This window comes from Enterobacter sp. ku-bf2, from assembly GCF_001742765.1.
GTDB classification, from domain to species: Bacteria; Pseudomonadota; Gammaproteobacteria; order Enterobacterales; family Enterobacteriaceae; genus Enterobacter; species Enterobacter quasiroggenkampii.
Window position 1 is genome coordinate 51,276 of the sequence record NZ_MDVW01000018.1, and the last position, 25,808, is coordinate 77,083.

General features: G+C 55.9%; 28 protein-coding genes. 16 read left to right on the forward strand and 12 right to left on the reverse strand.

Features of this window, described 5'->3' with window-relative positions; translation table 11 throughout:
- The first annotated feature begins 75 nt into the window (after nt 1-75).
- The gene (locus tag BFG58_RS15265; protein WP_069720063.1) at nt 76-1,698 is read left to right on the forward strand and encodes an isovaleryl-CoA dehydrogenase; all 1,623 of its coding nucleotides are present in this window, start codon (nt 76-78) and stop codon (nt 1,696-1,698) included.
- Here BFG58_RS15265 and BFG58_RS15270 read toward each other — a convergent pair.
- The 3 genes from BFG58_RS15270 to bsmA all read right to left on the reverse strand — a co-directional run bounded on the left by BFG58_RS15270 (nt 1,695) and on the right by bsmA (nt 4,552).
- Nucleotides 1,695-3,626, reverse strand: a complete 1,932-nt coding sequence (locus BFG58_RS15270; RefSeq protein WP_069720064.1) for a methyl-accepting chemotaxis protein — start codon at nt 3,624-3,626, stop codon at nt 1,695-1,697. The two genes, BFG58_RS15265 and BFG58_RS15270, sit on opposite strands and share 4 nt — an antisense overlap.
- A 172-nt stretch (nt 3,627-3,798) precedes the next feature.
- On the reverse strand, nt 3,799-4,074 hold the full coding sequence (gene yjfN, locus BFG58_RS15275) for a DUF1471 family protease activator YjfN (RefSeq protein ID WP_008502907.1): 276 nt from the start codon (nt 4,072-4,074) through the stop codon (nt 3,799-3,801).
- A gap of 148 nt (nt 4,075-4,222) precedes the next feature.
- Nucleotides 4,223-4,552 (reverse strand): biofilm peroxide resistance protein BsmA, encoded by a 330-nt coding sequence (bsmA, locus tag BFG58_RS15280; RefSeq protein WP_072052249.1) that lies wholly within the window; start codon nt 4,550-4,552, stop codon nt 4,223-4,225.
- A gap of 137 nt (nt 4,553-4,689) precedes the next feature.
- Between bsmA and yjfP the strand changes: the two genes are divergently transcribed.
- Nucleotides 4,690-5,412 carry an esterase gene (gene yjfP / locus BFG58_RS15285; RefSeq protein WP_045907972.1) on the forward strand — a complete coding sequence of 241 codons (723 nt, stop codon included), beginning with the start codon at nt 4,690-4,692 and terminating at the stop codon, nt 5,410-5,412.
- Here the strand turns inward: yjfP and ulaR are convergent.
- On the reverse strand, nt 5,409-6,164 hold the full coding sequence (gene ulaR / locus BFG58_RS15290; RefSeq protein ID WP_045907973.1) for an HTH-type transcriptional regulator UlaR: 756 nt from the start codon (nt 6,162-6,164) through the stop codon (nt 5,409-5,411). The genes yjfP and ulaR overlap by 4 nt on opposite strands.
- A 110-nt stretch (nt 6,165-6,274) precedes the next feature.
- Nucleotides 6,275-7,339 (reverse strand): L-ascorbate 6-phosphate lactonase, encoded by a 1,065-nt coding sequence (ulaG, locus tag BFG58_RS15295; RefSeq protein WP_010427455.1) that lies wholly within the window; start codon nt 7,337-7,339, stop codon nt 6,275-6,277.
- Nucleotides 7,340-7,698: 359 nt separating this feature from the next.
- Here ulaG and ulaA point away from each other — a divergent pair, with 359 nt between their 5' ends.
- From ulaA to BFG58_RS15325, 6 genes are read left to right on the forward strand one after another with little or no spacing between them, the layout of a single operon-like run.
- A complete protein-coding gene (gene ulaA, locus BFG58_RS15300) occupies nt 7,699-9,099 on the forward strand; it encodes a PTS ascorbate transporter subunit IIC (RefSeq protein ID WP_032675818.1) in 1,401 nt (466 codons plus the stop codon).
- A gap of 12 nt (nt 9,100-9,111) precedes the next feature.
- Nucleotides 9,112-9,417, forward strand: a complete 306-nt coding sequence (ulaB, locus tag BFG58_RS15305; RefSeq protein ID WP_003856022.1) for a PTS ascorbate transporter subunit IIB — start codon at nt 9,112-9,114, stop codon at nt 9,415-9,417.
- A gap of 9 nt (nt 9,418-9,426) precedes the next feature.
- A complete protein-coding gene (gene ulaC, locus BFG58_RS15310; RefSeq protein WP_024907321.1) occupies nt 9,427-9,894 on the forward strand; it encodes a PTS ascorbate transporter subunit IIA in 468 nt (155 codons plus the stop codon).
- A 12-nt stretch (nt 9,895-9,906) separates the two neighbouring features.
- Entirely contained in the window at nt 9,907-10,557 is a 651-nt protein-coding gene (gene ulaD / locus BFG58_RS15315) for a 3-keto-L-gulonate-6-phosphate decarboxylase UlaD (protein ID WP_008502901.1), read from the forward strand.
- 9 nt (nt 10,558-10,566) lie between these two features.
- A complete protein-coding gene (locus BFG58_RS15320; protein ID WP_045907974.1) occupies nt 10,567-11,427 on the forward strand; it encodes an L-ribulose-5-phosphate 3-epimerase in 861 nt (286 codons plus the stop codon).
- Nucleotides 11,420-12,106, forward strand: coding sequence for an L-ribulose-5-phosphate 4-epimerase (locus BFG58_RS15325; RefSeq protein WP_048027876.1), 687 nt, complete (start codon nt 11,420-11,422; stop codon nt 12,104-12,106). Before BFG58_RS15320 ends, BFG58_RS15325 begins: the two co-directional genes overlap by 8 nt.
- 141 nt (nt 12,107-12,247) lie before the next feature.
- On the opposite strand, the gene yjfY is transcribed toward BFG58_RS15325, so the two are convergent.
- The gene (yjfY, locus tag BFG58_RS15330) at nt 12,248-12,523 is read right to left on the reverse strand and encodes a DUF1471 family protein YjfY (protein WP_045907976.1); all 276 of its coding nucleotides are present in this window, start codon (nt 12,521-12,523) and stop codon (nt 12,248-12,250) included.
- Between the two features lie 338 nt (nt 12,524-12,861).
- On the opposite strand from yjfY, the gene rpsF reads away from it, so the two are divergent.
- From rpsF to rplI, 4 genes are read left to right on the forward strand one after another with little or no spacing between them, the layout of a single operon-like run.
- Entirely contained in the window at nt 12,862-13,257 is a 396-nt protein-coding gene (gene rpsF / locus BFG58_RS15335; RefSeq protein WP_014830397.1) for a 30S ribosomal protein S6, read from the forward strand.
- Nucleotides 13,258-13,263: 6 nt separating this feature from the next.
- Entirely contained in the window at nt 13,264-13,578 is a 315-nt protein-coding gene (priB, locus tag BFG58_RS15340; RefSeq protein ID WP_008502895.1) for a primosomal replication protein N, read from the forward strand.
- Between the two features lie 4 nt (nt 13,579-13,582).
- Nucleotides 13,583-13,810: a 30S ribosomal protein S18 gene (rpsR, locus tag BFG58_RS15345; protein WP_000135199.1), complete on the forward strand. Its 228-nt coding sequence runs from the start codon at nt 13,583-13,585 to the stop codon at nt 13,808-13,810.
- 41 nt (nt 13,811-13,851) lie between these two features.
- Nucleotides 13,852-14,301 (forward strand): 50S ribosomal protein L9, encoded by a 450-nt coding sequence (gene rplI / locus BFG58_RS15350; protein ID WP_008502894.1) that lies wholly within the window; start codon nt 13,852-13,854, stop codon nt 14,299-14,301.
- Between the two features lie 68 nt (nt 14,302-14,369).
- Here rplI and BFG58_RS15355 read toward each other — a convergent pair whose 3' ends face one another.
- Nucleotides 14,370-15,014, reverse strand: a complete 645-nt coding sequence (locus BFG58_RS15355) for an OapA family protein (RefSeq protein ID WP_045907977.1) — start codon at nt 15,012-15,014, stop codon at nt 14,370-14,372.
- A 233-nt stretch (nt 15,015-15,247) separates the two neighbouring features.
- Between BFG58_RS15355 and fklB the strand changes: the two genes are divergently transcribed.
- Together fklB and cycA are read left to right on the forward strand one after the other, a co-directional pair.
- Nucleotides 15,248-15,868, forward strand: coding sequence for an FKBP-type peptidyl-prolyl cis-trans isomerase (gene fklB / locus BFG58_RS15360; protein WP_008502892.1), 621 nt, complete (start codon nt 15,248-15,250; stop codon nt 15,866-15,868).
- 312 nt (nt 15,869-16,180) lie between these two features.
- A complete protein-coding gene (gene cycA / locus BFG58_RS15365; protein WP_008502891.1) occupies nt 16,181-17,590 on the forward strand; it encodes a D-serine/D-alanine/glycine transporter in 1,410 nt (469 codons plus the stop codon).
- Between the two features lie 86 nt (nt 17,591-17,676).
- Here cycA and ytfE read toward each other — a convergent pair whose 3' ends face one another.
- Nucleotides 17,677-18,339 carry an iron-sulfur cluster repair protein YtfE gene (ytfE, locus tag BFG58_RS15370; protein ID WP_069720065.1) on the reverse strand — a complete coding sequence of 221 codons (663 nt, stop codon included), beginning with the start codon at nt 18,337-18,339 and terminating at the stop codon, nt 17,677-17,679.
- A gap of 244 nt (nt 18,340-18,583) precedes the next feature.
- On the opposite strand from ytfE, the gene BFG58_RS15375 reads away from it, so the two are divergent.
- Entirely contained in the window at nt 18,584-20,233 is a 1,650-nt protein-coding gene (locus tag BFG58_RS15375) for a methyl-accepting chemotaxis protein (RefSeq protein ID WP_069720066.1), read from the forward strand.
- Between the two features lie 79 nt (nt 20,234-20,312).
- Here BFG58_RS15375 and BFG58_RS15380 read toward each other — a convergent pair whose 3' ends face one another.
- The 3 genes from BFG58_RS15380 to BFG58_RS15390 form a co-directional block, all read right to left on the reverse strand.
- A complete protein-coding gene (locus BFG58_RS15380; RefSeq protein WP_048027884.1) occupies nt 20,313-21,278 on the reverse strand; it encodes a DMT family transporter in 966 nt (321 codons plus the stop codon).
- A 75-nt stretch (nt 21,279-21,353) separates the two neighbouring features.
- A complete protein-coding gene (locus BFG58_RS15385) occupies nt 21,354-22,178 on the reverse strand; it encodes an AraC family transcriptional regulator (RefSeq protein WP_048225327.1) in 825 nt (274 codons plus the stop codon).
- An 81-nt stretch (nt 22,179-22,259) separates the two neighbouring features.
- On the reverse strand, nt 22,260-23,108 hold the full coding sequence (locus BFG58_RS15390) for an SDR family oxidoreductase (protein ID WP_045907982.1): 849 nt from the start codon (nt 23,106-23,108) through the stop codon (nt 22,260-22,262).
- Nucleotides 23,109-23,192: 84 nt separating this feature from the next.
- On the opposite strand from BFG58_RS15390, the gene BFG58_RS15395 reads away from it, so the two are divergent.
- Complete coding sequence (locus BFG58_RS15395; RefSeq protein ID WP_023331869.1) at nt 23,193-23,579, forward strand: helix-turn-helix domain-containing protein; 387 nt, start codon at nt 23,193-23,195, stop codon at nt 23,577-23,579.
- Between the two features lie 98 nt (nt 23,580-23,677).
- On the opposite strand, the gene BFG58_RS15400 is transcribed toward BFG58_RS15395, so the two are convergent.
- The gene (locus BFG58_RS15400; protein ID WP_069720067.1) at nt 23,678-25,621 is read right to left on the reverse strand and encodes a bifunctional 2',3'-cyclic-nucleotide 2'-phosphodiesterase/3'-nucleotidase; all 1,944 of its coding nucleotides are present in this window, start codon (nt 25,619-25,621) and stop codon (nt 23,678-23,680) included.
- Nucleotides 25,622-25,808 lie beyond the last annotated feature (187 nt).

Genomic DNA, 25,808 nt, shown 5'->3' on the forward strand with positions numbered 1-25,808 from the left:
GTGACTCCCCTCCCATGCAGCGTATGCGCGGTCTGTCCATACTTATCGTCATTGCCACTGAAGGAGGGAGACAGTATGCACTGGCAGACCCATACCGTTTTCAATCAACCCGCACCACTCTCTAACAGCAACCTTTTTCTCTCGGACTGCGCGCTGCGTGATGCAGTTTCGCGCGAGGGTGCCGAGTGGGATATTGAGCTGCTCGCCAGCATCGGGCAGCAGTTAGGCACCGCAGAGTCGCTGGAGCTGGGCAGGCTGGCGAACGTAAATCCGCCGGAGTTGCTTCGCTATGACGCCACCGGAGAGCGACTGGATGACGTCCGCTTTCACCCGGCATGGCACCTGCTGATGCAGGGGCTGTGTGCCAATCGGGTACATAACCTGGCATGGGAAGAGGAGGCGCGTAAAGGGTCGTTTGTCGCGCGGGCCGCACGCTTTGTGCTTCATGCTCAGGTGGAAGCGGGCACGCTTTGCCCGGTCACCATGACGTTTGCCGCCACGCCGCTTCTGCAGCAGGCGCTTCCCAAAATATTTCACGACTGGCTGACGCCGCTACTCAGCGATCGCTACGATCCGCATCTTGCGCCTGGCGCGCAAAAGCGCGGCCTGCTGATCGGTATGGGGATGACGGAAAAGCAGGGCGGCTCGGACGTGCTGAGCAACACCACCAAAGCGGAAAAATGCGGCGACGGCAGTTACCGGCTAGTGGGACATAAATGGTTTTTCTCCGTCCCGCAAAGCGATGCACATCTCGTGCTGGCGCAGGCGAAGGGCGGGTTGTCCTGCTTTTTTGTGCCGCGCTTTTTGCCTGATGGACAGCGCAACGCCGTCCGGCTGGAGCGCCTTAAGGACAAGCTCGGGAACCGTTCCAACGCCAGCAGCGAGGTGGAGTTTCTCGATGCCTCCGGCTGGCTGCTGGGGGAAGAGGGCGAAGGGGTACGGCAGATCCTCAAAATGGGCGGTCTGACGCGCTTTGACTGCGCGCTGGGCAGCCATGGACTGATGCGCCGTGCGTTGTCCGTGGCGCTGTACCATGCGCATCAGCGGCAGACCTTCGGCAAAAATCTTATCGATCAGCCGCTCATGCGCGAAGTGCTAAGCCGGATGGCGCTGGTGCTGGAGGGGCAAACGGCGCTGCTGTTCCGCCTGGCGCGGGCGTGGGATAAACGCGCGGATCCGCAGGAGGCGGCATGGGCGCGGCTGTTTACCCCGGCCGCGAAATTTAGCGTGTGCAAAGCGGGCATCCCGTTTGTGGCTGAAGCGATGGAGGTGCTGGGCGGCGTCGGGTACTGCGAGGAGAGCGAACTTCCCCGCCTGTATCGCGAGATGCCGGTGAACAGCATCTGGGAAGGGTCCGGCAACATCATGTGCCTGGACGTGCTGCGCGTGCTGGCGAAGCAGCCGGGTATTCACGATCTGCTTGCCGATGAGTTTGCACAGGTCAAAGGGCAGGACAGACACTTCGACCGCAGCTGGCGACAGCTTCAGCAAAAACTGCGTAAACCGCAGGAGGCGCAGGGGCGGGAAATTGCGCAGCAGCTTTTCCTGCTGGGTGCCGGGAGCGAAATGCTGCGGCACGCATCGCCCCCGGTGGCGCAGGCATGGTGCCGCATGATGCTGGATACCCGTGGCGGCACGCTGATGAGCGAGAAGGTGCAAAATGACCTGCTGCTGCGTGCGACGGGCAGAGTCGGTTAGTCTTTTAGCTGGAACAGACTTACCAGCTGGGCCAGATGTGATCCCTTCTCACGCAGCGTTTGAGCCGTTTGTTCGCTGCGTGAGATACGATCGGCATTAATATGCGACGCTTCGCCAATGTGGGTCATGGCGAGATTCACCTGGCCAATCCCGGCGGACTGCTCGCGTGAAGCATGGTTAATCTCGGTGACCAGCTGGCTGATGTTATCGATATGAATGATGATGTCATCCATCGCCAGGCGCGTCTTTTCAGACAGCGCATGGCCCTCACTCACTTTCCTGAGCGTATCGCCAATCAGCTGTTCAATCTCCTTCACCGCGTTAGCGCTGCGTCCTGCCAGGGCGCGAACTTCCTGCGCGACCACCGCAAACCCTTTCCCATGCTCGCCCGCGCGGGCCGCTTCCACTGCCGCATTCAGCGCCAGGATATTGGTCTGGAAAGCGATAGACTCAATCACGCGCGTGATGTCTTCGATGCGTTTTGACGCTTCGCGAATGTCGTCCATCGTCGACACCGCGTGGGTGACCGTCTCACCGCCCTGATGCACCGCGAGCGAGGTTTCACCCACCAGCTGCTGCGTTTGCTCCATGTTGGCGGCATTTTGCTGCACGGTGGCGGCCAGCTGCTCCATGCTGGCGGAGGTCTCTTCCACGCTGCTGGCCTGCTTGTTGATCTGCTCAGAAATCTCGCCGGTATCGGCGGCCAGCGCGTTGGTGCCCAAATGGATCTCGCCTGCGGCCTCGCGGACCTGCAGGACAATTTTTTGCAGGCCGCCGCCGATGCCGTTGATGGCGTCAATCAGCTGGCCGACTTCGTCCTGGCGCGTCACGGGCAGGCTGGAACGGAGATCCCCTGCGGCATATTGCCGGGCAAGATGGATCACATTGCGCAGCGGTCGGGTCAGCACGCGGCGAATAATGACCACGAACAGACCAGCAAACAGGATAGATAAGACCACGCCGGCCAGCAGGAAACGATCGCGCATGGCGGTAACGCTTGAGAGCAGCACCGATTTATCCACTTCGCCGACAATAGTCCAGTTCCAGCCTGGCAGCGGGGTATACGCCATTTTCAGCGTGCGGCCGTCGTCGCTTACGCGTTCCAGCGTGCCGGGCTTGTCACCCAGAAGCTGCTGCTGCGTCGCGTCGTCCCACTTCGGCAGCTGTCCCTCTTCACCGGCATGGAACAGGTATTGCCCGCGCGTTTTGCCGTTGCTGCGATCCAGCACGAAGAAGTGACCGCTCTCACCCAGGCGGCGGTTGAGAATTTTCTCGCGCATGACGTTCCAGGAGTGAGTGATGTCCACCCCGACAAAGACGATCGCAATGACCTGTCCTTCGGCGTTTTTTACGGGCTGATACTGGGTGATGTAGCGTTTGCCAAACAGCAGCGCCAGGCCGCGGTAGACTTCACCTTTGTTGACGGCGGCAAAGGCCGGACTGGAAGTATCCAGCACGGTGCCCATTGCCCGCTCGCCATTCTCTTTGCGCAGGGAGGTCGCTACGCGAACAAAGTCGTTTCCGCTGCGTACAAACAGCGTCGAGATGGCTCCCGTACGGTTCAGGAAGTCGTCCGACAGGGTGTTATTTTCATGTAGCCCGGTGTCGCCGCCTTTCAGAAGCGGGACGCTGAGCCCGTTGATCGTCTGGGGTTGGGAAGGATCACTATTCAGGGGCTGCGGTAAAAAGGTAGTAAACAGCCGGGTATAACTCTCAACCTCTTCACTCAGGCTGGTGTTAAACATCTGCACCATGTCGACCATGCCGGTGGACTGATTATGCAGGTCTTCTACCGCAAGGGCTTCAAGCTGCTGGCTGGCTTTTTGACTGAGCAGAAAAGTGAAAAGCAGAAACAGCGTGGCGACACTGACGCCCGTAAGCAGCGACAGCTTCGCCCCCAGGCCTGCACGACGAAAAACGTTGATCATAAATTGCTCATCATTGAAAAGGTATGGTTCTTCAACGGCAGAGCGGGGATTACGTTTACTGAATTAATGTAACAAAATGTTATTTTGTTGTTATTGATTGGTTTTTGATTAGATAAAAAATTTGCAAAAGCGAAAAGCCACTAAAAATAAGTGGCTTTTATCAGGAGGAATATTACACGTAGAGAATGGCCTGTACCCGCCAGTGGTCGATATGGTTATCTTCCTGCATCTGGATGATGCGATACCATGAAGCACCCTGCTCATCGGCCTTTAATGCCACAACGCGTTCAACGTCTTGCGGGCTCCCCGAGATATTATTCACGGAGATCTGGCCAATTTCATTCAGGCCAGTTACACAGTCAGCACTGGCGAATTCTGCTGACTGCGCAGTGGTGCTCACCAGGCCTGCTGAGAGCAACAGAGAGGTCAAAGCAAGAGTTCGTTTCATCGTCAGCTCCATTTCACATATCTCCGGTATCCGCCGGGCAATCCTTCGCGAATAAACTCCCTTCCATTGACGCGGGCATGGAGTTTATTGTGGACAGGAAAATGTCTATGGACGCAAAGCAGTGTAAATCTCGTTCAAAGGAAAACCATTATTTACGGTACAAAATGGCCTGTGAATACCACTGTCCCGTTATGATGGTTTCGTCGATCATAATGATGACGTAATAATCTGCTTTGGCGGCGACGGCTTGTGCTTTGATGGCCGCTTCTGCGTCATCCGGGGAGCCGCGAACCAGCGCGGAGACGGTGCCCATTCGTTGTAATCCTTCCGTCTGATTACGACGAATCTCCTGTGGATGATCGGCGACCGGTGGAGCGGGTTGCGGCGTTCCCTGCAGCGCGCTACAGCCACTGAGCAGAAACACCAGCACTAAAGCAGCAAACCTGCGCATAACCATATCTCGTTTCCTGATAGCCATAGTGTAGTTGTCTGTGAATTTAGTTTTGGGGGAATGTTCCCGAAGTGTTATCTGGGACGTATATTTCGAATGAAAATGATGTGAAAGCGTAACCCAGTTCTCAACATTATGAATCATACATTCGTACAGGGTCGACAATGATTGAAATTGAAATACGCCAGCTCGGCGACCATGAAATTTTACACGCTATGCCAGCGGGTAAACGTGATAAACCGCTGCCTGTTGTGGTTTTTTATCACGGGTTTACCTCATCGAAGCTGGTTTACAGTTATTTTGCGGTTGCGCTGGCGCAGGCGGGTTTTCGCGTGGTGATGCCGGATGCGCCTGACCACGGCGCCCGCTTTATGGGTAACGAACAGGCGCGTCTTGGGCAGTTCTGGCACATTCTGCACGGGAGCCTGACCGAGTTTGCCGGGTTGCGCGATGCGCTTTATGAGGCAGGGCTGGTGGCAGAGAATCGTCTGGCCGTGGCCGGAGCGTCGATGGGCGGTATGACGGCGCTGGGGATTATGACGCATCATCCGGAAGTGAAGTCGGTCGCCTGCCTGATGGGCTCGGGCTATTTTACGTCGCTGGCGAAGACGCTCTTTCCCCCTCAGGATTTAGCGGAAATCACCGCGACGCTCGAAGAGTGGGACGTGACCCGGGCATTGCCGCGCCTGGCGGATCGCCCGCTGCTGCTGTGGCACGGCGACGCGGATGATGTGGTCCCGCCTGAGGGAACCTTCCGACTACAGCAGGCGTTAATGAATGCAGGCCTGGACGGTAATCTCACCTGTCTGTGGGAAGCGGGCGTCCGCCACCGCATCACGCCCACGGCGCTGGACGCTACGGTGGCGTTTTTCCGCCAGCACCTTTAAACGCGCAGCACTTTTACGCCCTGATCTTCCAGCTTCTGGAGGATCTCAGGGTTGGCGCCTTTGCCGGTGATCACCATGTCGATCTGCTCGGCACGGCTGAACAGCATGCCAGCGCGCTCGCCCACTTTGCTGCTGTCGACCAGCACAACGAGCTTGCCCACAACGTTGAGCATGTTTTGTTCCGCCATCGCGGTCAGCATATCGGTTTTATACAGGCCATCTGCCGTCAGGCCTTTGCCGCTGGTAAACATCCAGTGCCCGGCATAGAGACTGTTTTCGCTGTCCTGAGGGCTAAGGGTGATGGACTGGCTTTTGTTGTACTGCCCGCCCATGATCACCACGCTCTCATGCTCCTGGTCGATCAGATAGTTAGCGAGCGGTAAGTAGTTGGTGATGATTTGCACCGGCTTGCCGCACATTTCACGGCCCAGCAGAAATGCCGTGGAGCCGCAGTTGATCACGACGCTCTCACCGGGATTCACCAGCTGCGACGCGGCTCTGGCAATCCGCACTTTTTCATCATGATTTTGCGCCTGATGAATATTCATTGGCGTCCAGCGAGGGCGCTGCTGGCTGATCGCTTCCGCGCCGTTGCGGACCTTTTTCAGCTTGCCGCTTTCATCCAGCTTGTTGATATCCCGCCGCGCCGTTGCCGGGGAGATCCCTAAACGTTCGATCACTTTCTCGACGGTGATAAACCCGGTTTGCGCCAGGAGTTCCAGGAGAATTTGATGCCGTTGCGCTTCCGTCATGAGCTATTCCGATAAGAATTGATTTGAAAAGATGATATTTGAAATAGCGTGAAATTACTAAAAGAAATATGACATCGCCAGACATCAAGTCTGGCGATGTGGCTGCACAATCAGAGGAAGGACTTGAACGGCAGGTCTGGCTCAATGGTGAAGCAATCATCGAAACCACGTGGGTAGTGATATTCAAGATTATCTTTGTCCAGCGGCCAGGTGAACTTGCCGCCGACCTGCCAGATGAACGGCTTGAAGCCATACTTCAGGCGGTCTTTCTTCATCTCCCACAGCACGCGGATTTCCTGCGGATCGGCCTGGAAGTTTGACCAGATATCGTGGTGGAACGGAATCACCACTTTGGTATTCAGCGCTTCCGCCATGCGCAGCATGTCGGCGCTGGTCATTTTGTCGGTAATGCCGCGCGGGTTCTCACCGTAGGAGCCCAGCGCCACGTCGATCTGGTGCTCGTTACCGTGCTTCGCGTAGTAGTTAGAGTAGTGAGAGTCGCCGCTGTGGTACAGGGAGCCGCCAGGGGTTTTAAACAGATAGTTAACCGCGCGCTCATCCATACCGTCCGGCAGTACACCCGCGGCTTTCTGATCGGCAGGCAGGGTAATCAGTGCTGTACGGTCAAAGGCATCCAGCGCATGGATTTCAATATCTTTAATTTTCACCACGTCGCCAGGCTTCATCACGATGCAGCGCTCTTTCGGCACGCCCCAGCCAATCCAGAGATCCACGCAGGTCTGCGGCCCGATAAACGGCACATCGTCAGCACAGTTTTGCATCACCGCTGCCGCCACGTTCACATCGATATGATCGTTGTGATCGTGAGTGGAGAGCACGGCGTCGATCTGGCGAATGGCAAACGGATCGAGCACAAACGGCGTGGTACGCAGGTTCGGCTGCAGTTTTTCCACGCCCGCCATGCGCTGCATCTGGTGGCCCTTTTTCATCAGCGGGTTGCCGTGGCTCTGCTTGCCGGTGCCGCACCAGAAATCGACGCAGATATTGGCGCCGCCTTCTGATTTCAGCCAGATACCGGTGCAGCCCAGCCACCACATCGCAAAGGTACCAGGAGCAACCTGTTCCTGCTCGATCTCTTCATTCAGCCAGCTGCCCCATTCCGGGAAGGTGCTCAGAATCCATGACTCACGGGTGATGGTGTTCACTTTACTCATCGTTTTTGACTCCTGGTTTAATCAAAAGTAATCACATGGTGATTTGTTGTGATTAATGCTGGCACCATTTGACGCGCTTTGCAATGGTAAAAATGCGGATTTTTATCCGTTCAACTTCACAGATTCTCCGCTTCTTACTTGTTAAAGTAGTACGCATAACTCATTAATCTGATGAATTATAAGGATTAATTAGTTTCAATGATGCGGTAGTGAAAATCATTATTAACTGCATGGAAATAAATTGCGTGATACGTCACAAATAATCAAATGCAATCTTGTGGTGATTATTTGTGATTAATAGAGTGATGACACCAACCGCACAGGGATTACCCCTCGTGTTCTCATTTCTGGAGAGAGTTATGGAGATCCTCTACAACGTCTTTACCGTGTTCTTTAATCAGGTAATGACCAACGCCCCGCTGCTGCTGGGTATCGTGACGTGTCTGGGCTATATCCTGCTGCGCAAAAGCGTCAGCGTGATTATTAAAGGCACCATCAAAACCATTATCGGCTTCATGCTGTTACAGGCGGGGTCTGGCATTCTGACCAGCACCTTTAAGCCGGTCGTCGCCAAAATGTCCGAAGTGTATGGCATCAACGGTGCGATTTCTGACACTTACGCCTCAATGATGGCGACCATCGAGCGCATGGGTGATGCCTATAGCTGGGTGGGGTATGCAGTGCTGCTCGCCCTGGCGCTGAACATCATCTACGTTCTCCTGCGCCGTATTACCGGCATTCGCACCATCATGCTCACCGGGCACATCATGTTCCAGCAGGCGGGGCTGATCGCGGTTTCTCTCTATATCTTCGGTTACCCAATGTGGACCACGATTATCTGCACCGCGGTGCTGGTCTCGCTCTACTGGGGTATCACCTCCAACATGATGTACAAGCCGACTCAGGAAGTGACGGACGGCTGCGGTTTCTCCATCGGCCATCAGCAGCAGTTTGCTTCCTGGATTGCCTATAAAGTTGCGCCATACCTGGGCAAAAAAGAAGAGAGCGTTGAAGACCTCAAGCTGCCTGGCTGGCTGAATATCTTCCACGACAACATCGTTTCGACCGCAATTGTCATGACCATCTTCTTCGGGGCCATTCTGCTCTCCTTCGGTATTGACGTGGTGCAGGCGATGGCAGGCAAAACCCACTGGACGGTTTACATCCTGCAGACCGGTTTCTCCTTCGCGGTGGCGATCTTCATCATCACTCAGGGCGTACGTATGTTCGTCGCCGAACTGTCGGAAGCGTTCAACGGTATCTCCCAGCGCCTGATCCCTGGCGCGGTACTGGCCATCGACTGCGCCGCTATCTATAGCTTTGCGCCAAACGCGGTGGTCTGGGGCTTTATGTGGGGCACTATCGGCCAGCTGATTGCGGTGGGCATTCTGGTCGGCTGCGGCTCCTCAATCCTGATTATTCCAGGCTTTATCCCGATGTTCTTCTCCAACGCCACCATCGGCGTATTCGCTAACCACTTCGGCGGCTGGCGTGCGGCGCTCAAAATCTGCCTGGTGATGGGCATGGTGGAAATCTTCGGCTGCGTGTGGGCGGTCAAGCTCACCGGTATGAGCGCCTGGATGGGCATGGCGGACTGGTCAATTCTGGCACCGCCGATGATGCAGGGCTTTGCCTCCATCGGGCTGGTCTTTATGGCCATCATCATCCTGATTGCTCTGGCTTATATGTTCTTCGCTGGCCGTTCGCTGCGAGCAGAAGAAGACGCGGAAAAACAAACAGCAGAAGTCTCTGCTCATTAAGGAGTTTCGATTATGACCGTACGTATCCTGGCTGTGTGTGGTAATGGGCAAGGCAGCTCCATGATCATGAAGATGAAAGTGGACCAGTTTTTAACCCAGTCCAACATCGACCACACGGTGAACAGCTGCGCAGTGGGTGAATACAAAAGTGAGCTGAACGGCGCGGACATCATCATCGCCTCTACTCATATCGCCGGCGAAATCAGTGTGTCGGGTAATAAATACGTGGTGGGCGTGCGCAACATGCTGTCGCCTGCGGATTTCGGACCAAAACTGCTGGAAGTGATTAAAGAGCACTTCCCACAAGACGTGAAGTAAGGACGCCATATGAAACTACGTGATTCGCTGGCAGAGAATAACTCCATCCTTTTACAGGCTGAGGCCAGCACCTGGCAGGAAGCGGTAAAGCTGAGCGTGGATCTGCTGGTTAAGGCTGACGTTGTCGAGCCGCGTTACTACCAGGCCATTCTGGATGGCGTGGCGCAGCATGGCCCCTATTTTGTGATTGCGCCGGGCCTGGCGATGCCGCATGGCCGCCCGGAAGAGGGCGTCAAGAAAACCGGCTTCGCGCTGGTGACGCTGAAAACGCCGCTGGTGTTTAACCACGAAGATAACGACCCGGTCGACATCCTGATCACCATGGCCGCTGTTGACGCTAACACCCACCAGGAGGTGGGCATCATGCAGATCGTCAATCTGTTTGATGACGAAGCCAATTTCGACCGTTTACGCGCCTGCCGTACCGAGCAGGACGTGCTGGATTTAATTGATAACGCCACAGCGGCGGCTGTTTAAGAGGAATTGAAAATGTCATTACCCATGTTGCAGGTTGCGCTTGATAACCAGACCTTGTCCCACGCTTATGAAACGACCCGTCTGATTGCGGAAGAAGTCGATATCATCGAAGTGGGTACCATTCTCTGCGTGGGCGAGGGCGTTCGCGCCGTTCGCGACCTGAAGGCGCTTTATCCGCACAAAATCGTGCTGGCAGATGCCAAAATAGCCGACGCAGGCAAAATCCTCTCCCGCATGTGCTTCGAAGCCAACGCCGACTGGGTCACCGTCATTTGCTGTGCGGATATCAACACTGCCAAAGGCGCGCTGGACGTGGCAAAAGAGTTTAACGGCGACGTGCAGATTGAGCTGACCGGTTTCTGGACCTGGGAACAGGCCCAGGAGTGGCGTGATGCGGGTATACAACAGGTGGTGTATCACCGCAGCCGCGACGCGCAGGCCGCAGGGGTGGCGTGGGGCGAAGCGGATATCAGCGCGATCAAACGTCTGGCGGATATGGGCTTTAAAGTCACCGTTACCGGCGGTCTGGCACTGGAAGATCTGCCGCTGTTCAAGGGCATTCCGATTCACGTCTTTATTGCCGGTCGCAGCATTCGTGATGCGGCGTCTCCGGTGGAAGCGGCGCGTCAGTTCAAACGCTCAATCGCTCAGCTTTGGGGCTAAGGAGCGGGTATGTTGTCCAAACAGGTCCCGCTTGGTATCTATGAAAAGGCACTCCCTGCGGGGGAGTGCTGGCTGGAGCGGTTACAGCTGGCAAAACAGCTGGGCTTCGATTTTGTCGAAATGTCCGTGGATGAGACGGACGAACGCCTCTCTCGTCTCGACTGGGGCCGTGAACAGCGCCTGGCGCTGGTGAGCGCCATCGCCGAAACGGGGGTACGCGTGCCGTCGATGTGCCTGAGCGCCCACCGCCGGTTCCCTCTCGGGAGCGAAGATGATGCTGTGCGCGCTCAGGGGCTGGAGATCATGCGTAAAGCCATTCGCTTTGCGCAGGACGTGGGTATCCGCGTGATCCAACTGGCGGGTTATGACGTTTATTACCAGGAAGCCAACGATGAAACGCGCCGTCGTTTCCGTGACGGGCTGAAGGAGAGCGTTGAGATGGCCAGCCGTGCGCAGGTCACGCTGGCGATGGAGATCATGGACTACCCGTTGATGAACTCCATCAGCAAGGCGCTGGGCTACGCGCACTATCTGAATAACCCGTGGTTCCAGCTTTATCCTGATATCGGCAACCTGTCGGCATGGGATAACGATGTGCAGATGGAACTGCAGGCAGGTATGGGGCATATCGTGGCGGTGCACGTCAAAGATACCCGTCCTGGCGTGTTTAAAAACGTACCGTTCGGCACCGGGGTGGTGGATTTCGAACGGTGTTTCGAGACGCTCAGGCAGACCGGCTATTGCGGGCCTTATCTGATCGAGATGTGGAGCGAAACGTCGGAAAACCCTGCGGCGGAAGTAGCAAAGGCGCGGGACTGGGTGCGCGAGCGTATGGCGCGCGCGGGATTACTGGAGGCTGAACATGCTTAAGCTTAAACAGCAGGTCTTTGAAGCCAACATGGATCTGCCCCGCTATGGCCTGGTCACCTTCACCTGGGGTAACGTCAGCGCTATCGATCGCGAGCAGGGGCTGATCGTGATTAAGCCTAGCGGTGTGGCGTATGACACCATGAACGCTGACGATATGGTGGTGGTCGATCTTGACGGAAACGTCGTAGAGGGAAAATGGCGTCCCTCTTCAGATACGGCGACCCATCTGGCGCTTTATCGTCGTTATCCCTCACTCGGCGGCGTTGTGCATACCCACTCGACCCATGCCACGGCATGGGCACAGGCGGGGCTGGCGATTCCGGCGCTGGGAACAACGCATGCGGACTACTTCTTTGGTGACATCCCCTGCACGCGCGCATTAACGCAGGCTGAAGTGGAAGGCGAATACGAGCTCAACACCGGGAAGGTTATCATCGAAACGTTGGGTGAAAGCGAACCGCTGCATACGCCGGGTATTGTGGTCTATCAGCACGGCCCGTTCGCCTGGGGAAAAGATGCCCACGACGCCGTTCACAATGCGGTTGTCATGGAGGAGGTGGCACGCATGGCGTGGATTGCTCGCGGCATCAACCCACAGCTCCAGGGGATTGATGATTATCTGATGAATAAGCATTTCATGCGCAAGCACGGCCCGAATGCCTATTACGGGCAGAAGTGAATAAGTGCTCTGGAATACCGAAAAACAGTTGTAACCGGTGGTATTCCGGAGCCATTCACAAAAAAAAGCCCCCGGGCAGGGGGCAACGTCAACTATGGCTATGTTCTCGTTGTTGGCTTTCCTGGTGCTAGCGTTAACGCGTTATCGGTAAATATCTGCACTGGCGTGCATATTGCCGTTGCTGCCGGGCTCACGGATTAACATCACGTGGTAATAGGTTGCGCCCTGTGCATCGGTTTCTTGATTAAGGGCCTGATCTGCTTCACTTTCCGTGGCGAAATTATGATTGATGTAAATGACGCCCAAGCTTTGCACATCATCCATGTTTCTGGCCTGTCGGCTGTCTATCTTGATGGCTGCCATCGCGTTTGCACTGAGCAAAAGCGCTGCCATTAGGGCTAATGCGATTTGTTTCATGATATGCGCTCCACGACTGCGTGCTCTGAGAGGGGGACTCCTTCTTCTGTTCAGGTGATCTCTGATTAAAGTGTAATCATTCCTCCGGCGGGGAAGCGTGACCATTTCTGATGCAGTTGTTCAAAAAAACACCGCTTCCGGGTGTGAGTAATTTTAAATCACCCACTTAGACCCGCTTCGCGCTTTGTGCGAATTATTTGTGCAATCAGCTTGAGTTTCCGGGGGCGCGCAAGTATTATGACGCGTCAATTTTTCAGCCGACCTTTAACACGTTCCTTGCCTCCCCGGGCCTCGGCTGACCCAGACAGGAGGCTGAATAATCCGTAAGGAGCAATTCGATGCGTCATTACGAAATCGTTTTTATGGTCCATCCTGACCAGAGCGAACAGGTTCCGGGTATGATCGAGCGCTACACTGGTGCAATCACTGCAGCAGCGGGCACGATCCACCGTCTGGAAGACTGGGGCCGCCGTCAGCTGGCTTATCCGATCAACAAACTGCACAAAGCTCACTACGTTCTGCTGAACGTTGAAGCGCCGCAGGAAGTGATCGATGAGCTGGAAACTAACTTCCGCTTCAACGATGCCGTTATCCGCAGCATGGTTATGCGTACTAAACACGCAGTTACCGAAGCATCTCCGATGGTTAAAGCGAAAGACGAGCGCCGTGAGCGTCGCGATGATTTCGCAAACGAAACCGCAGATGATTCTGATGCTGGGGATTCTGAAGAGTAATTTCTGATGACCAACCGTCTGGCGTTGTCCGGCATCGTATGCAGGGCTCCCCTTCGAAAGGTCAGTCCATCAGGAATTCCGCATTGCCAGTTCGTGCTTGAGCATCGTTCTGTGCAAGAGGAAGCCGGGTTTCACCGGCAGGCGTGGTGCCAAATGCCCGTTATTATTAGCGGACACGAAAACCAGGCCATTACTCACAGTTTAACGGTCGGTAGTGCAGTAATCGTTCAGGGGTTCATCTCTTGCCACAAGGCAAAGAACGGTCTGAGCAAAATGGTTCTGCATGCCGAGCAGATTGATTTGATAGATTCTGGAGACTAGCCATATGGCACGTTATTTCCGTCGTCGCAAGTTCTGCCGTTTCACCGCGGAAGGCGTTCAAGAGATCGACTATAAAGATATCGCAACGCTGAAAAACTACATCACCGAAAGCGGTAAGATTGTCCCAAGCCGTATCACCGGTACTCGTGCAAAATATCAGCGTCAGCTGGCTCGCGCTATCAAACGCGCTCGCTACCTGTCCCTGCTGCCGTACACTGATCGTCATCAGTAATCGGGCACGGTCCATTAATACGACTTTAAGAGGATAAGGTAATGCAAGTTATTCTGCTTGATAAAGTAGCAAACCTGGGCAGCCTGGGTGATCAGGTAAACGTTAAAGCGGGCTACGCTCGTAACTTCCTGGTTCCACAGGGTAAAGCTGTTCCAGCTACCAAGAAAAACGTAGAGTTTTTCGAAGCACGTCGCGCTGAACTGGAAGCCAAACTGGCTGACGTTCTGGCGGCTGCTAATGCTCGCGCTGAAGCAATCAACGCACTGGGCACCGTTACCATCGCGTCCAAAGCTGGCGACGAAGGTAAACTGTTCGGTTCCATCGGTACCCGCGATATCGCTGATGCAGTTTCTGCAGCAGGCGTTAAAGTGGCTAAGAGCGAAGTTCGTCTGCCGAACGGCGTTCTGCGTACCACTGGTGAGCACGAAGTTGACTTCCAGGTTCACAGCGAAGTGTTCGCTAAACTGGTTGTTAACGTTGTAGCTGAGTAATTTTTTACTCTGCTCACGTTGAAACGCCGGCCTTGTGCCGGCGTTTTGCTTTTTACAGATCCCAGTCCTTAACGTGCCCTGATAAAACTGCCGTCCGGCTGGCGGGTAAACAGCACCTGTTGTCCATTTCCGGTATCAATCGTTAACCCTGTCACCACCCCACTGGCATTCTGGCGTATTTGCACCATCTGGCCATTCTGCAGGTTACTGAGCGGCTTACCCGCACCTTCCACTTTCGCCATGGCATACACGTCTGTCGGCGGCAGGTTGTGGTCACGGAACAGCTGCGCCAGCGTTTTACCCGGTTCTACGCGATAGGAACGCCACTGTTGCTCAATGCCGGTGGGCTGTTGCGCCTGAGGCTGAGACGGGGCGGCGGCTTGTTCCTGCGGCTGTTCGTCCTGAATGGGCTCTGGCTCAACCGGCGCGACCTGACCCGGGTCGTTAGACGGGGTGACGAGCTGCGTCTGCATCGGCTGTGCGTCAGGCTGCGGTCGGGTTTGCGACTGAATATCCAGCTGAGCATTGCGGGTGACGGGGGCGGTATCAACATCATCGCCACCGGAAGGAAGCAGGAAGCCCACAATCACCATCAGCGCACCAATGATGATCCCTCTGCGATGCAGAGGCGGCAGCGGGTCCATGATGCGAAAATTGTCCGGCGCCTGCCAGATTTTCGCCAGGGTAGGTTTCAGTTCAAATCGCCCGGGCATGGCACTCCTCCTGCTCCGCGTATTTTTTATCCTGTGCCCCGAAGTATAGTTTGCTAACTGCCTGAACGGCGTAGTAAACCCGACATCCGTGACATCAGTTCGGGATTAATCCTGGTTCTCTCTATTGTTTCTGTTTCGTCGCGGTTTGTCACCTTAACTTCAGACAAAGTTTTACCCATAAGGGCATGGCTGATATGCTGCCCGCTACTTTAAATGTGATGGAAGGAAAACCCATGACCACCCCGACTTTTGACACTATCGAAGCGCAGGCAAGTTACGGTATCGGCTTGCAGGTAGGACAGCAGCTGAGCGAATCCGGCCTGGAAGGTCTGTTACCCGAAGCGCTGGTGGCGGGTATCGCTGACGCGCTGGAAGGTAAACAGCCTGCCGTTCCGGTTGACGTTGTGCACCGTGCGCTGCGTGAAATCCACGAACGTGCTGACGCCGTGCGTCGCGCACGTTTTGAAGAGATGGCCGCCGAAGGTGTGAAATATCTGGAAGAGAACCGTGAGCGTGAAGGCGTGAACAGCACCGAGTCTGGTCTGCAGTTCCGCGTGATCAATCAGGGTGATGGCGCAATCCCGGCGCGTACCGACCACGTTCGCGTACACTACACCGGTAAGCTGATCGACGGTACCGTCTTCGACAGCTCCGTGGCGCGCGGCGAACCGGCTGAGTTCCCGGTGAATGGCGTTATCGCAGGCTGGATCGAAGCGCTGACCCTGATGCCAGTGGGTTCTAAATGGGAACTGACTATTCCGCACAACCTGGCCTACGGCGAGCGCGGCGCTGGCGCGTCCATCCCGCCATTCAGCACCCTGGTCTTTGAAGTTGAGCTGCTGGAAATTCTGTAATCGACTTTTCTTATTTCCTCTCCCCGGCTGGGGAGGGGAAAATAGCGTGAAAACCTATAGTTAAGCCGGAATCAATATTTTATCTTGCAAACGAAACTGTTGCGTGTATTTTTGTGAGCTGTTTCGCGCTGTATGAGTGATATGACACTCACTTTCAACATATTATTAACATAATATCTAAATCATAGTATTCATCCCGCCGATTCTTACCTAATATCGATTAGCCCTTACAAGGGAACGCCATTTTTTTGGCGTATTTAAAGGCCAGAAGAGCCTTAACAACACAGACAGGCATAAACAGGAAAATATCACATGGTAGATCAGGTCAAAGTCGTCGCCGACGAAGAGGCGTCGTCTGAACAGTCGCTACGGCGCAATCTTACAAACCGTCATATTCAGCTCATTGCCATCGGGGGTGCCATCGGTACCGGGTTGTTTATGGGGTCAGGCAAAACCATCAGTCTCGCCGGACCGTCAATCATATTCGTCTATATGATTATCGGTTTTATGCTGTTCTTCGTGATGCGTGCAATGGGTGAACTGCTGCTCTCGAACCTTGAATACAAATCCTTCAGCGATTTCGCTTCAGACCTGCTCGGACCATGGGCGGGCTATTTTACCGGCTGGACCTACTGGTTCTGCTGGGTCGTGACCGGTATGGCGGACGTCGTGGCGATTACCGCCTATGCGCAATTCTGGTTCCCGGGGCTGTCGGACTGGGTGGCCTCGCTGGCGGTCATCGTTCTGCTGCTGAGCCTTAACCTCGCCACCGTTAAAATGTTCGGTGAGATGGAGTTCTGGTTCGCAATGATCAAAATTGTGGCCATTGTCGGGCTCATCGTGGTGGGCCTGGTGATGGTGCTCACCCACTTCCAGTCACCAACCGGCGTTCAGGCGTCGTTTACCCATCTGTGGAATGACGGCGGCTGGTTCCCGAAAGGCATCAGCGGCTTCTTTGCCGGCTTCCAGATTGCGGTGTTCGCGTTTGTAGGGATTGAGCTGGTCGGAACAACCGCTGCGGAAACCAAAGATCCTGAGAAGTCCCTGCCGCGCGCCATCAACTCCATTCCGGTGCGCATCATCATGTTCTACGTCTTCGCGCTGATTATCATTATGTCCGTGACGCCGTGGAGCTCGGTGGTGCCAAGCAAGAGCCCGTTCGTTGAGCTGTTCGTGCTGGTAGGTCTGCCTGCGGCAGCGAGCCTGATTAACTTCGTGGTGCTGACCTCTGCGGCTTCTTCCGCAAACAGCGGCGTGTTCTCAACCAGCCGTATGCTGTTTGGTCTGGCGCAGGAAGGCGTGGCGCCGAGCGCGTTCGCCAAGCTCTCTAAGCGTGCCGTACCGGCAAAAGGGCTGACCTTCTCCTGCATGTGTCTGCTGGGTGGTGTGGTGATGCTCTACGTGAACCCAAGCGTGATTGGCGCATTCACCATGATCACCACGGTCTCTGCGATCCTGTTTATGTTCGTCTGGACCATTATCCTCTGCTCCTATCTGGTGTACCGCAAACAGCGCCCACACCTGCATGAAAAATCGATCTACAAGATGCCGCTGGGCAAGCTGATGTGCTGGGTGTGCATGGCGTTCTTCGTCTTCGTGCTGGTTCTGCTGACGCTGGAAGATGATACCCGTCAGGCGCTGATCGTCACGCCGCTGTGGTTTATCGCGCTGGGGCTGGGCTGGATGTTTATCGGTAAGAAACGTATGGCTGGCATGCGTTAAGCATGTTGCCGGGTGGCGCTGACGCTTACCCGGCCTACGTTCGAGGACGTTGCAGGCCCGGTAAGCGCTAGCGCCACCGGGCTTTTTTATTCCCCCGCCAATGCCCGCGGGAACAGAACGTTATTCTCCAGACTGATGTGTTCCATCAGGTCGTCGATCGTTTCGTTAATGCCGTTGTACATCGCTTTCCACGTTGTGCACGCTTCTGGCGGCGGCGTGACGTTTTGGGTGGTATGTTTGATCACCTCCAGCAGTTCGCCTGCGTCATCATGCTCGCTTTCCATCACGCTGATGGGCCCCATCGCCTGGCTTCCCATTCCCTGTTTAATCATCGGGAAGAGGATCTGCTCTTCTTTCATCATATGGCTGGAAAGCTCTTCGTGCAGAAGGGTCAGGTATTTCGCCAGACCGCGCGGTACGGAAGGTTTGTCGGCATGGACGCGCTCGACTTTGGTCGCCTGCAGGATCAGCTCCGGCAGCTGTTCACGGTGACGGTCATGGTAACGCACGATGATATGGTCGATGATTTCCGCGAGCGGAGCGGTTCGCCAGTCTTTGTCGATGGGCTGTGCGGCCAGCTGCGCCAGCTCGGCTTCAATCACCTCAACGTCCAGCTCTTTGCGTAACGCCGCACGCGCCAGGGTTTGCTTACCGCCGCAGCAGTAGTCCATATCGTATTTACGGAACAGCGCAGAAGCGCGAGGAATGGAGAGCGCCAGCTCGCCGAGGGGTTGGTCGCGAAAGGCCATAGCAGTTACCTCATTCTCAATAATATAAGGTGCATATTAAATGCATCTTTAAGGTGGCGCTATAACCCTTTAGAGGGACGGGTAAAAATGAGATGTAGATCACAAAAAAATATCCGATTTAACTCTCTGAATGGGCTCAGGAAAGTGGTTTCGAAACTTTTTAAAGGTGGAGAAACAGTAAACAACCCGCTGTGCCTGCCGATATATCCACGTCAGACAAACCTGCATATAACAAAGGCAACGCATGTTTAAACGTATAAAAGTCATTACCCTTCTGATTTCGGTGCTGCTTGTGCTCGGCATCATGCAAGTGATTTCCGCCGGTATCTTTATCAACGCCCTGAACAACGATAAAGACAACTTCACCGTGGCGCAGCTCTCCAGCAAGAACGTGGCGGAGTTTACTGATGCGTGGATCAGTCTGAACCAGGCGCGCGTCACCCTGAACCGCGGGATGCTGCGCCTGCAAAGCAGCATGGCCTCGCAAATTAACGGCGGTCAGCTGAATGAGCTGGTGACCACGGCGAAAAATCTGCTGACTGAAGCGCAGGTTCATTACGATAAATACTATGCCTTGCCGAACACGCCAGGCCTGGATGAGAGCCTGACTAACCAACTCGAAGAGCAGTACCGCATTTACTCTGCAACGCTAACGCAAATGAACGTTCTGCTGAGCCAGGGCAATCTGGAAGATATGTTCAAGCAGAATGCCGAACAAAAACAGAACGCGATGCAGACGGTGTATCGTGAATGGCGTGAAGCGCAGGCTGCGCTCACGGATAAAGGCATTCAGGATAACGAAAGTGATTACAAGCGCATCCTGTGGATCCTCTCTGCGGTCATGTTGCTGGTGATTGTGGTGATTATCTCCAGCTGGATTGCGATGCGCCGCGTGCTGCTGCTGCCGCTGGAAGAGGTGATCAACCATATTCGCGCCATTGCGGCAGGCGATCTCACCCAGCCGATTCAGGCCGACGGTAAAAATGAAATGGCTATCCTGGCGCGCAACGTGCAGGAGATGCAAACTTCGCTGGCAAACACCGTGGGCGTAGTGCGTGAAGGCGCAGATACCATTTACACCGGTGCAGGCGAAATCTCTGCAGGCAGTAACGATCTCTCTTCCCGCACCGAGCAGCAGGCCGCGTCTCTGGAAGAGACGGCAGCCAGCATGGAGCAGCTGACGGCAACCGTGAAGCAGAATGCCGATAACGCGCGTCAGGCTTCCCGTCTGGCGCTGGACGCCTCCTCAACGGCGAAGAAGGGCGGCAACGTGGTGGAAGGCGTCGTACGTACGATGGATGAGATCGCCACCAGTTCCAGCAAGATCGCGCAAATCACTAACGTGATCGACGGTATTGCCTTCCAGACGAATATTCTGGCGCTCAACGCGGCGGTGGAAGCGGCCCGTGCAGGCGAGCAGGGCCGTGGTTTTGCGGTGGTGGCAGGGGAAGTGCGTACCCTTGCCCAGCGCAGTGCTCAGGCGGCGAAAGAGATCAAAGCGCTGATCGACGACTCCGGCGAACGCGTGAATGCGGGTTCGCAGCTGGTTAACGAAGCCGGGGCCACGATGGCCGAGATCGTCAATGCGGTTACCCGCGTCACCGACATCATGGGCGAAATAGCCTCGGCCTCTGACGAGCAGAGCCGCGGTATTGACCAGGTGGGCCAGGCGGTAGCCGAAATGGACCGCGTGACTCAGCAGAACGCCTCGCTGGTGGAGGAGTCTGCGGCCGCAGCGGCAGCGCTGGAAGATCAGGCTGCACGTCTGAACGAAGCGGTGGCGGTGTTCAAAATCACCCGCAATCAGGCGGTTAAAGCGGCGCCGGTGAAAACCTATGTGCCAAAAGCGCAGCCCGTAGCGACGGCACCTGAAGGGAACTGGGAAACGTTTTAAGGTCTTGCCCGGTGGCGGCTACGCCTTACCGGGCCTACGGTTTTGTAGGCCCTGCAAGCGCAGCGCCGCCGGGCAATACTCACATCTCCGACGCCGGAACAACCCTCGGTTTTTCCGGCTTCGCTCTCACCGCCATCACCACGCCCACGACCAACAGCACGATCCCGCAGGCCGTGAACAACGGCGGCACGCTCTGGCGCATCAGGAAGGTATACAGCAGCCCGGCCAGGGTTTCGAAGACAATCAGCGGCCCTAAGATCACCGTCGGCAGCTTCTGGCTGGCAATATTCCAGCACAGCGCGCCCACCCATGAACACAGCACCGCAATCGCCACCATCAGGCCGATAAACACCCACGGTCTTGGCCCGAAGGGCTGGGCGAAGTCCGGCTGCTGATGGCCCAGCCAGAGGCATGCGCCGAGATACCCCACGACAGATACAGGCAACGTGACCAGCGCCTGCGCCGTCGCCCACATCATTGGGTGCTTGTCCGGATTCTCACGCAGCCAGCGCGCGTTGCGCAGGGCATACCAGGCCCAGCACGCCACGGAAATGAACGCCAGCAGAATGCCAGAGCCGTATCGCCACAGGTCAACATCCCCCTGCCCATGACGCAGCTCGGCAATATTGACGCATATCAGCCCCAGGGCAGTGCAGACCAGCGCCGGTGCCATTTTTGACCACGCCAGTTTGCCATCGCGGTGGCTGTAAAGCAGGTTAGCAAAGACGGGGATGACGACCGGCAGCGTGCCGATAATCATGGTCGATACCGGCGCACCGGTACGCTGAATGGCGCTCGCGAGGCAAACGTAATAGATAAGATTGCCCATCATGGTCAGCGCCAGCGCGGTGCCCCAGTCCTGACGGCTGAGCTGACGCAAGCGCGCGCGCCCCAGCCACGCCAGGGGCAGGGCAATCAGCCCCAGCGCCAGATAACGTCCGGTCGACTGCAATATCGCCGGGTACTCCGGCACGATCAGCGGGCCGACAAAAATCAGCCCCCACATCATCCCGGCCAGCAGGGCATACAACACTCCACTAATCATTTTTCCATCCACAGGTATTTACGCTGTTCTCAGTGTAGGAGGGGCAAATGCGCGCGTATTGTATGAGGTTGCGCATTAGCGCCGGGTGACCTGCTTCTGGTAGCGCACGGGGGTAATGCCATAGCGGTGGGTAAACGCGCGGGTCAGATGCGACTGATCGGTCAGTCCGGTTGCGGCGGCGACCTCTGCGGCGGGCATGCCGTGGGTGAGGAACGCTTTGGCGCGCCAGAGGCGAATGGCCATCAGCATCTGATGCGGCGTCACGTGAAAATGGGCTTTGAACTGGCGCTGGAAATGATACGGGCTGAGTGAAACGACGCTGGCCAGCTCGTCCAGCGTCAGGGCGCGCATATAGTTGTCATGCAGGTACTCGCGTACCCGTTCGAAGCGGTGCGCGCGTTCCTGAACCCGCGGCGCGTGATGGGCAAACGGCTGGAAGGTCTCAATCAGATCCAGCAGTAATCCTTTTTGCGCAAGCGGATCGTCCGTGTGCCACAAGCCGTAAATAAGCCTGCCAATTTGCTGCGAGCGCAACGGGTCATGACGGGTCACGTCGCTGAACCACCAGTGCCGCAGACCGGTCACCTCTTCCAGCAGATCGGGTTCGATATAGACCATCCGGTAGCGCCAGCCGCCCTCGGTGGCGGATTCGCCGGTGTGGATCTCGTCCGGGTTCATGGTAACGACGGATTTTTCCGCCGCGAGATGCTGGCTACCGCGATAGCGAAAGCGTTCGGCACCGGTTTCAATCGTGCCGATCCCGAAGGCTTCATGGGTGTGAGGCTCAAAGGCGTAGTCAGAAATGTGCGCGTGGTACAGCTCCAGGCCCGGCAGCTGCGCCAGATGGCGAAAGCGCGCGCTGTCTCTTTCATCATTAAACTGTTCCGGTACGCCTTGCACGGTAAGCCTCCTCGTGGGTCATCTTTTCATTATCAGAGATGACCAGAGGGGATGCCACAAAAAATAACCATCCCGTAACAATTACAGGATGGCTTTAATGCTCTGCGCCAGCGGCGTGGTGGCGCGTCCGATCAGTTTGCTCAGCGTATGGCTGTCGTCAAAGAGCCCGCCTTTGGAGGCCCCGACATCGGAGTCCGCCAGCATATCGGCCAGACCGGCAGGCAGACCGACGCTCTTCAGCGCGGCGGCAAAATCCGCTTCACTGAGATTCTGGTAGGTGACCGGCTTCCCGCTCTGTTTGCTGAGTTCAGCCGCCAGTTCGCTCAGCGTCCAGCCGTGGTCGCCTGCCAGTTCATACACCTTGCCCGCGTGGCCCTCTTCAGCGATCACTTTGGCTGCCGCCGCGGCATAGTCTGCGCGGGTGGCAGAGGCAATTTTACCCTCGCCTGCCGCTCCAATAAACACGCCGTGTTCCAGCGCAGGCGGCGCGCTCGCCAGATAGTTTTCGGTATACCAGCCGTTGCGCAGCAGGGCATAAGGAATGCCGGACGCCGCCAGCGCTTTTTCTGTGGCAACGTGTTCAACGTGCAGGCCGAGCGGTGAGGTATCCGCGTGCAGCAGGCTGGTGTAGGCGATAAATTTCACCCCTGCCGTTTTGGCGGCGTTAATCACGTTCTGGTGCTGGGTTGCGCGCTGGCCGACTTCGCTGGACGAGATCAACAGCAGCTTATCCACGCCGCTCAGCGCGGCGGCGAAGGCGGCTTCATCCGTGTAGTCCGCCTGACGCACCACAATTCCCTGCTGGCTTAAGGCTTGCGCTTTCGCCGGGTTACGTACGATAGCTACAATCTGGTTAGCCGGTACGGTTTTCAACAGCTGTTCGATAACGAGATGGCCAAGCTGGCCGGTGGCGCCGGTAATCGCGATCATGATGAATCTCCTTCGTGTTTGTCTGGTGTTGTGGCACACTAGCACCATAGCTAACTTTTAGTAAGTACGTACAAAAAGGTAAGTATGAAAACAACGATACCGACGCTCAGCGAACAAATGCGCGATGGCAATCTTTTCGCGGAACAGTGCCCTTCACGAGAGGTGCTCAAACACGTGACCAGCCGCTGGGGGGTACTGATTCTGCTGGCGTTGCGCCAGGGGACGCATCGCTTTAGCGATCTGCGCCGTAAAATGGGCGGGGTGAGCGAAAAGATGCTGTCCCAGTCGCTTCAGGCGCTGGAACAGGACGGGTTTGTCGATCGCGTATCGTATCCGGTCGTGCCGCCGCACGTAGAGTATAGCCTGACGCCGATGGGTATCGAGGTCAGCGAAAAAGTCGCCGCGCTGGCGGACTGGATTGAGGTAAATACGCCGAAGGTGATGGCGAACAGGGACGATCGCGCGGCGTAAAAGCCGGGTATGTGCGGCCTGATGCCCTCACCCTGGCCCTCTCCCACAGGGAGAGGGAACAAACACCAAAAACGGCAACGTGCGTTGCCGTTTTGCTTTTACTTGCTCAAATCCACCTGATAAATCGCGAACCCAATATCATCCGTCGCGACCTGTTTCATCGGATATTGCGCCTTCTCCTTGATAAACGCGGCTGCCTTATCGGACGGTGACGTTTCAAAACGGATATCCAGCGGCGTATCGCTGTGGATCGGCGCCAGACGCCAGTTGTTATCCACCGCCGGATGAATTTCTCCCGCTTTTTTCGACTCCGCGCTGATCCACGCCGCCAGCACCGAGCGGTTCTCGTCCGGCGAGGCAAAGGCGATGTGGCTATCTCCCGTACCGGCAAACTTACCGCCGTAGGCACGGTAGTTATTGGTCACCACCAGGAAGGTGGCATTCGGGTCGATCGCCTTGCCATTGAAGGTCAGGTTTTTAATGCGCTCCGCCTGCGGGTTGATCGCCTGACACTCACCGTCATATTTCGCCGGTTGGGTGACGTCAATCTGGTAGTTCACGCCGTCGATCACGTCGAAGTTGTAGGTGCGGAAGCCGTCCCAGTTAATCAGCGACTGCGGCTTGCTGCTGCGCGGGGCAATCTGGTTAAACTGTCCGGCAGAACACTCCAGCCACTCCTTTACCTCTTTCCCGGTGGCTTTAACCACTACCAGCGTATTCGGATAGAGATAGAGATCGGCGGCATTACGGAAGGTGAGCTGGCCCTTTTCGACCTCAACATAGCTTGCCGGGTCATTCTTACGTCCGCCCACTTTAAATGGCGCAGCGGCCGACAGGACCGGCAGCTTCGCCAGATCCGGATCGCCCTGCACAAAGTGTTCGGCATAGGCTTTCTGCGCCATGTTGACGACCTGGACGGTCGGATCGTCCTGCACCAGCGCCAGGAAGCTGTACATGTTGTCGGCGGATTTACCGATCGGCTTGCTGACGAATTCGCGCGTGGCGTCGTGATCGTGCTTCAGCACGTCGACCAGTTTTTTATCTTCCGCCGCCAGTGATTTCTTCGCTGCCGCGTCGTAGATCGGACGCGCTTCGGCTTTTGACTGCGTCACCTTCCAGCGGTCGCCGTCGTTATTCAGCACCAGATCCACTACGCCAAGATGGTCACCCCACATGCCCGGCATCACCGACGGCACGCCGTTGAGCGTGCCTTTCCCGATATCCGCCCCTTTGATGCTGGCGAAGTCTTTGCCCGGGAAGACCGCGTGGGCGTGGCCGAACAGGATCGCATCGACGCCCGGAACCTCACTCAGGTAGTAAACGGAGTTTTCTGCCATGGCCTGGTACGGGTCGGCGGAGAGACCCGAGTGGGCGACAACGACCACCAGATCGGCGCCTTTCTCACGCATTTCCGGCACGTATTTGCGCGCGGTTTCGGTGATGTCGTTAACGGTCACCTTACCGTCGAGGTTGGCCTTATCCCATGTCATGATCTGCGGTGGGACAAAACCGATATAGCCGATGTTCAGCGTCTGCTTTTTCCCGTCCCGATCGACAACCTCGGTCTCTTTAATCAGGTAAGGGGTAAAGAGCGGCTTTTGGGTCTTAACGTCGATGATATTGGCGTTAACGTACGGGAATTTTGCACCTGCCAGGGCATCGTGCAGGTATGTCAGACCGTAGTTGAATTCATGGTTGCCAAGGTTACCGACGGTATAGTCCAGGGTGTTCATCGCTTTATAAACAGGATGGACCTCGCCTTTTTTCAGCCCCTTAGTCGCCATGTAATCCCCGAGCGGACTGCCCTGAATGAGATCGCCATTGTCGACCAGCACGCTGTTTTTCACTTCGCCACGTGCGGCATTGATCAAACTTGCCGTGCGTACCAGTCCGAATTTTTCCGTCGGGGTATCTTTGTAGTAATCGAAGTCCATCATATTGCTGTGCAGATCGGTCGTTTCCAGAATACGTAAATCAACCGTCGCTGCCTGCACGCTCGCCGCAATCAGCGTCGCCAGGAGCGTTGCGCTAAACTTAATCATCAGAAGAGTCCTTTTTTCGATCCAGGCCACAAAAGAGTATGTATCTATAACGCGTTGCTTACATAAATGTGAATCCTGACAGAAAAAAGCAACCTGAAACCGGAATTGCTTCACAGATAGCGGAATTGTTCACATTACGATATAACTAAAACAAAGAGTTAACCTCACTGCGTTAACAAAGAGGTGG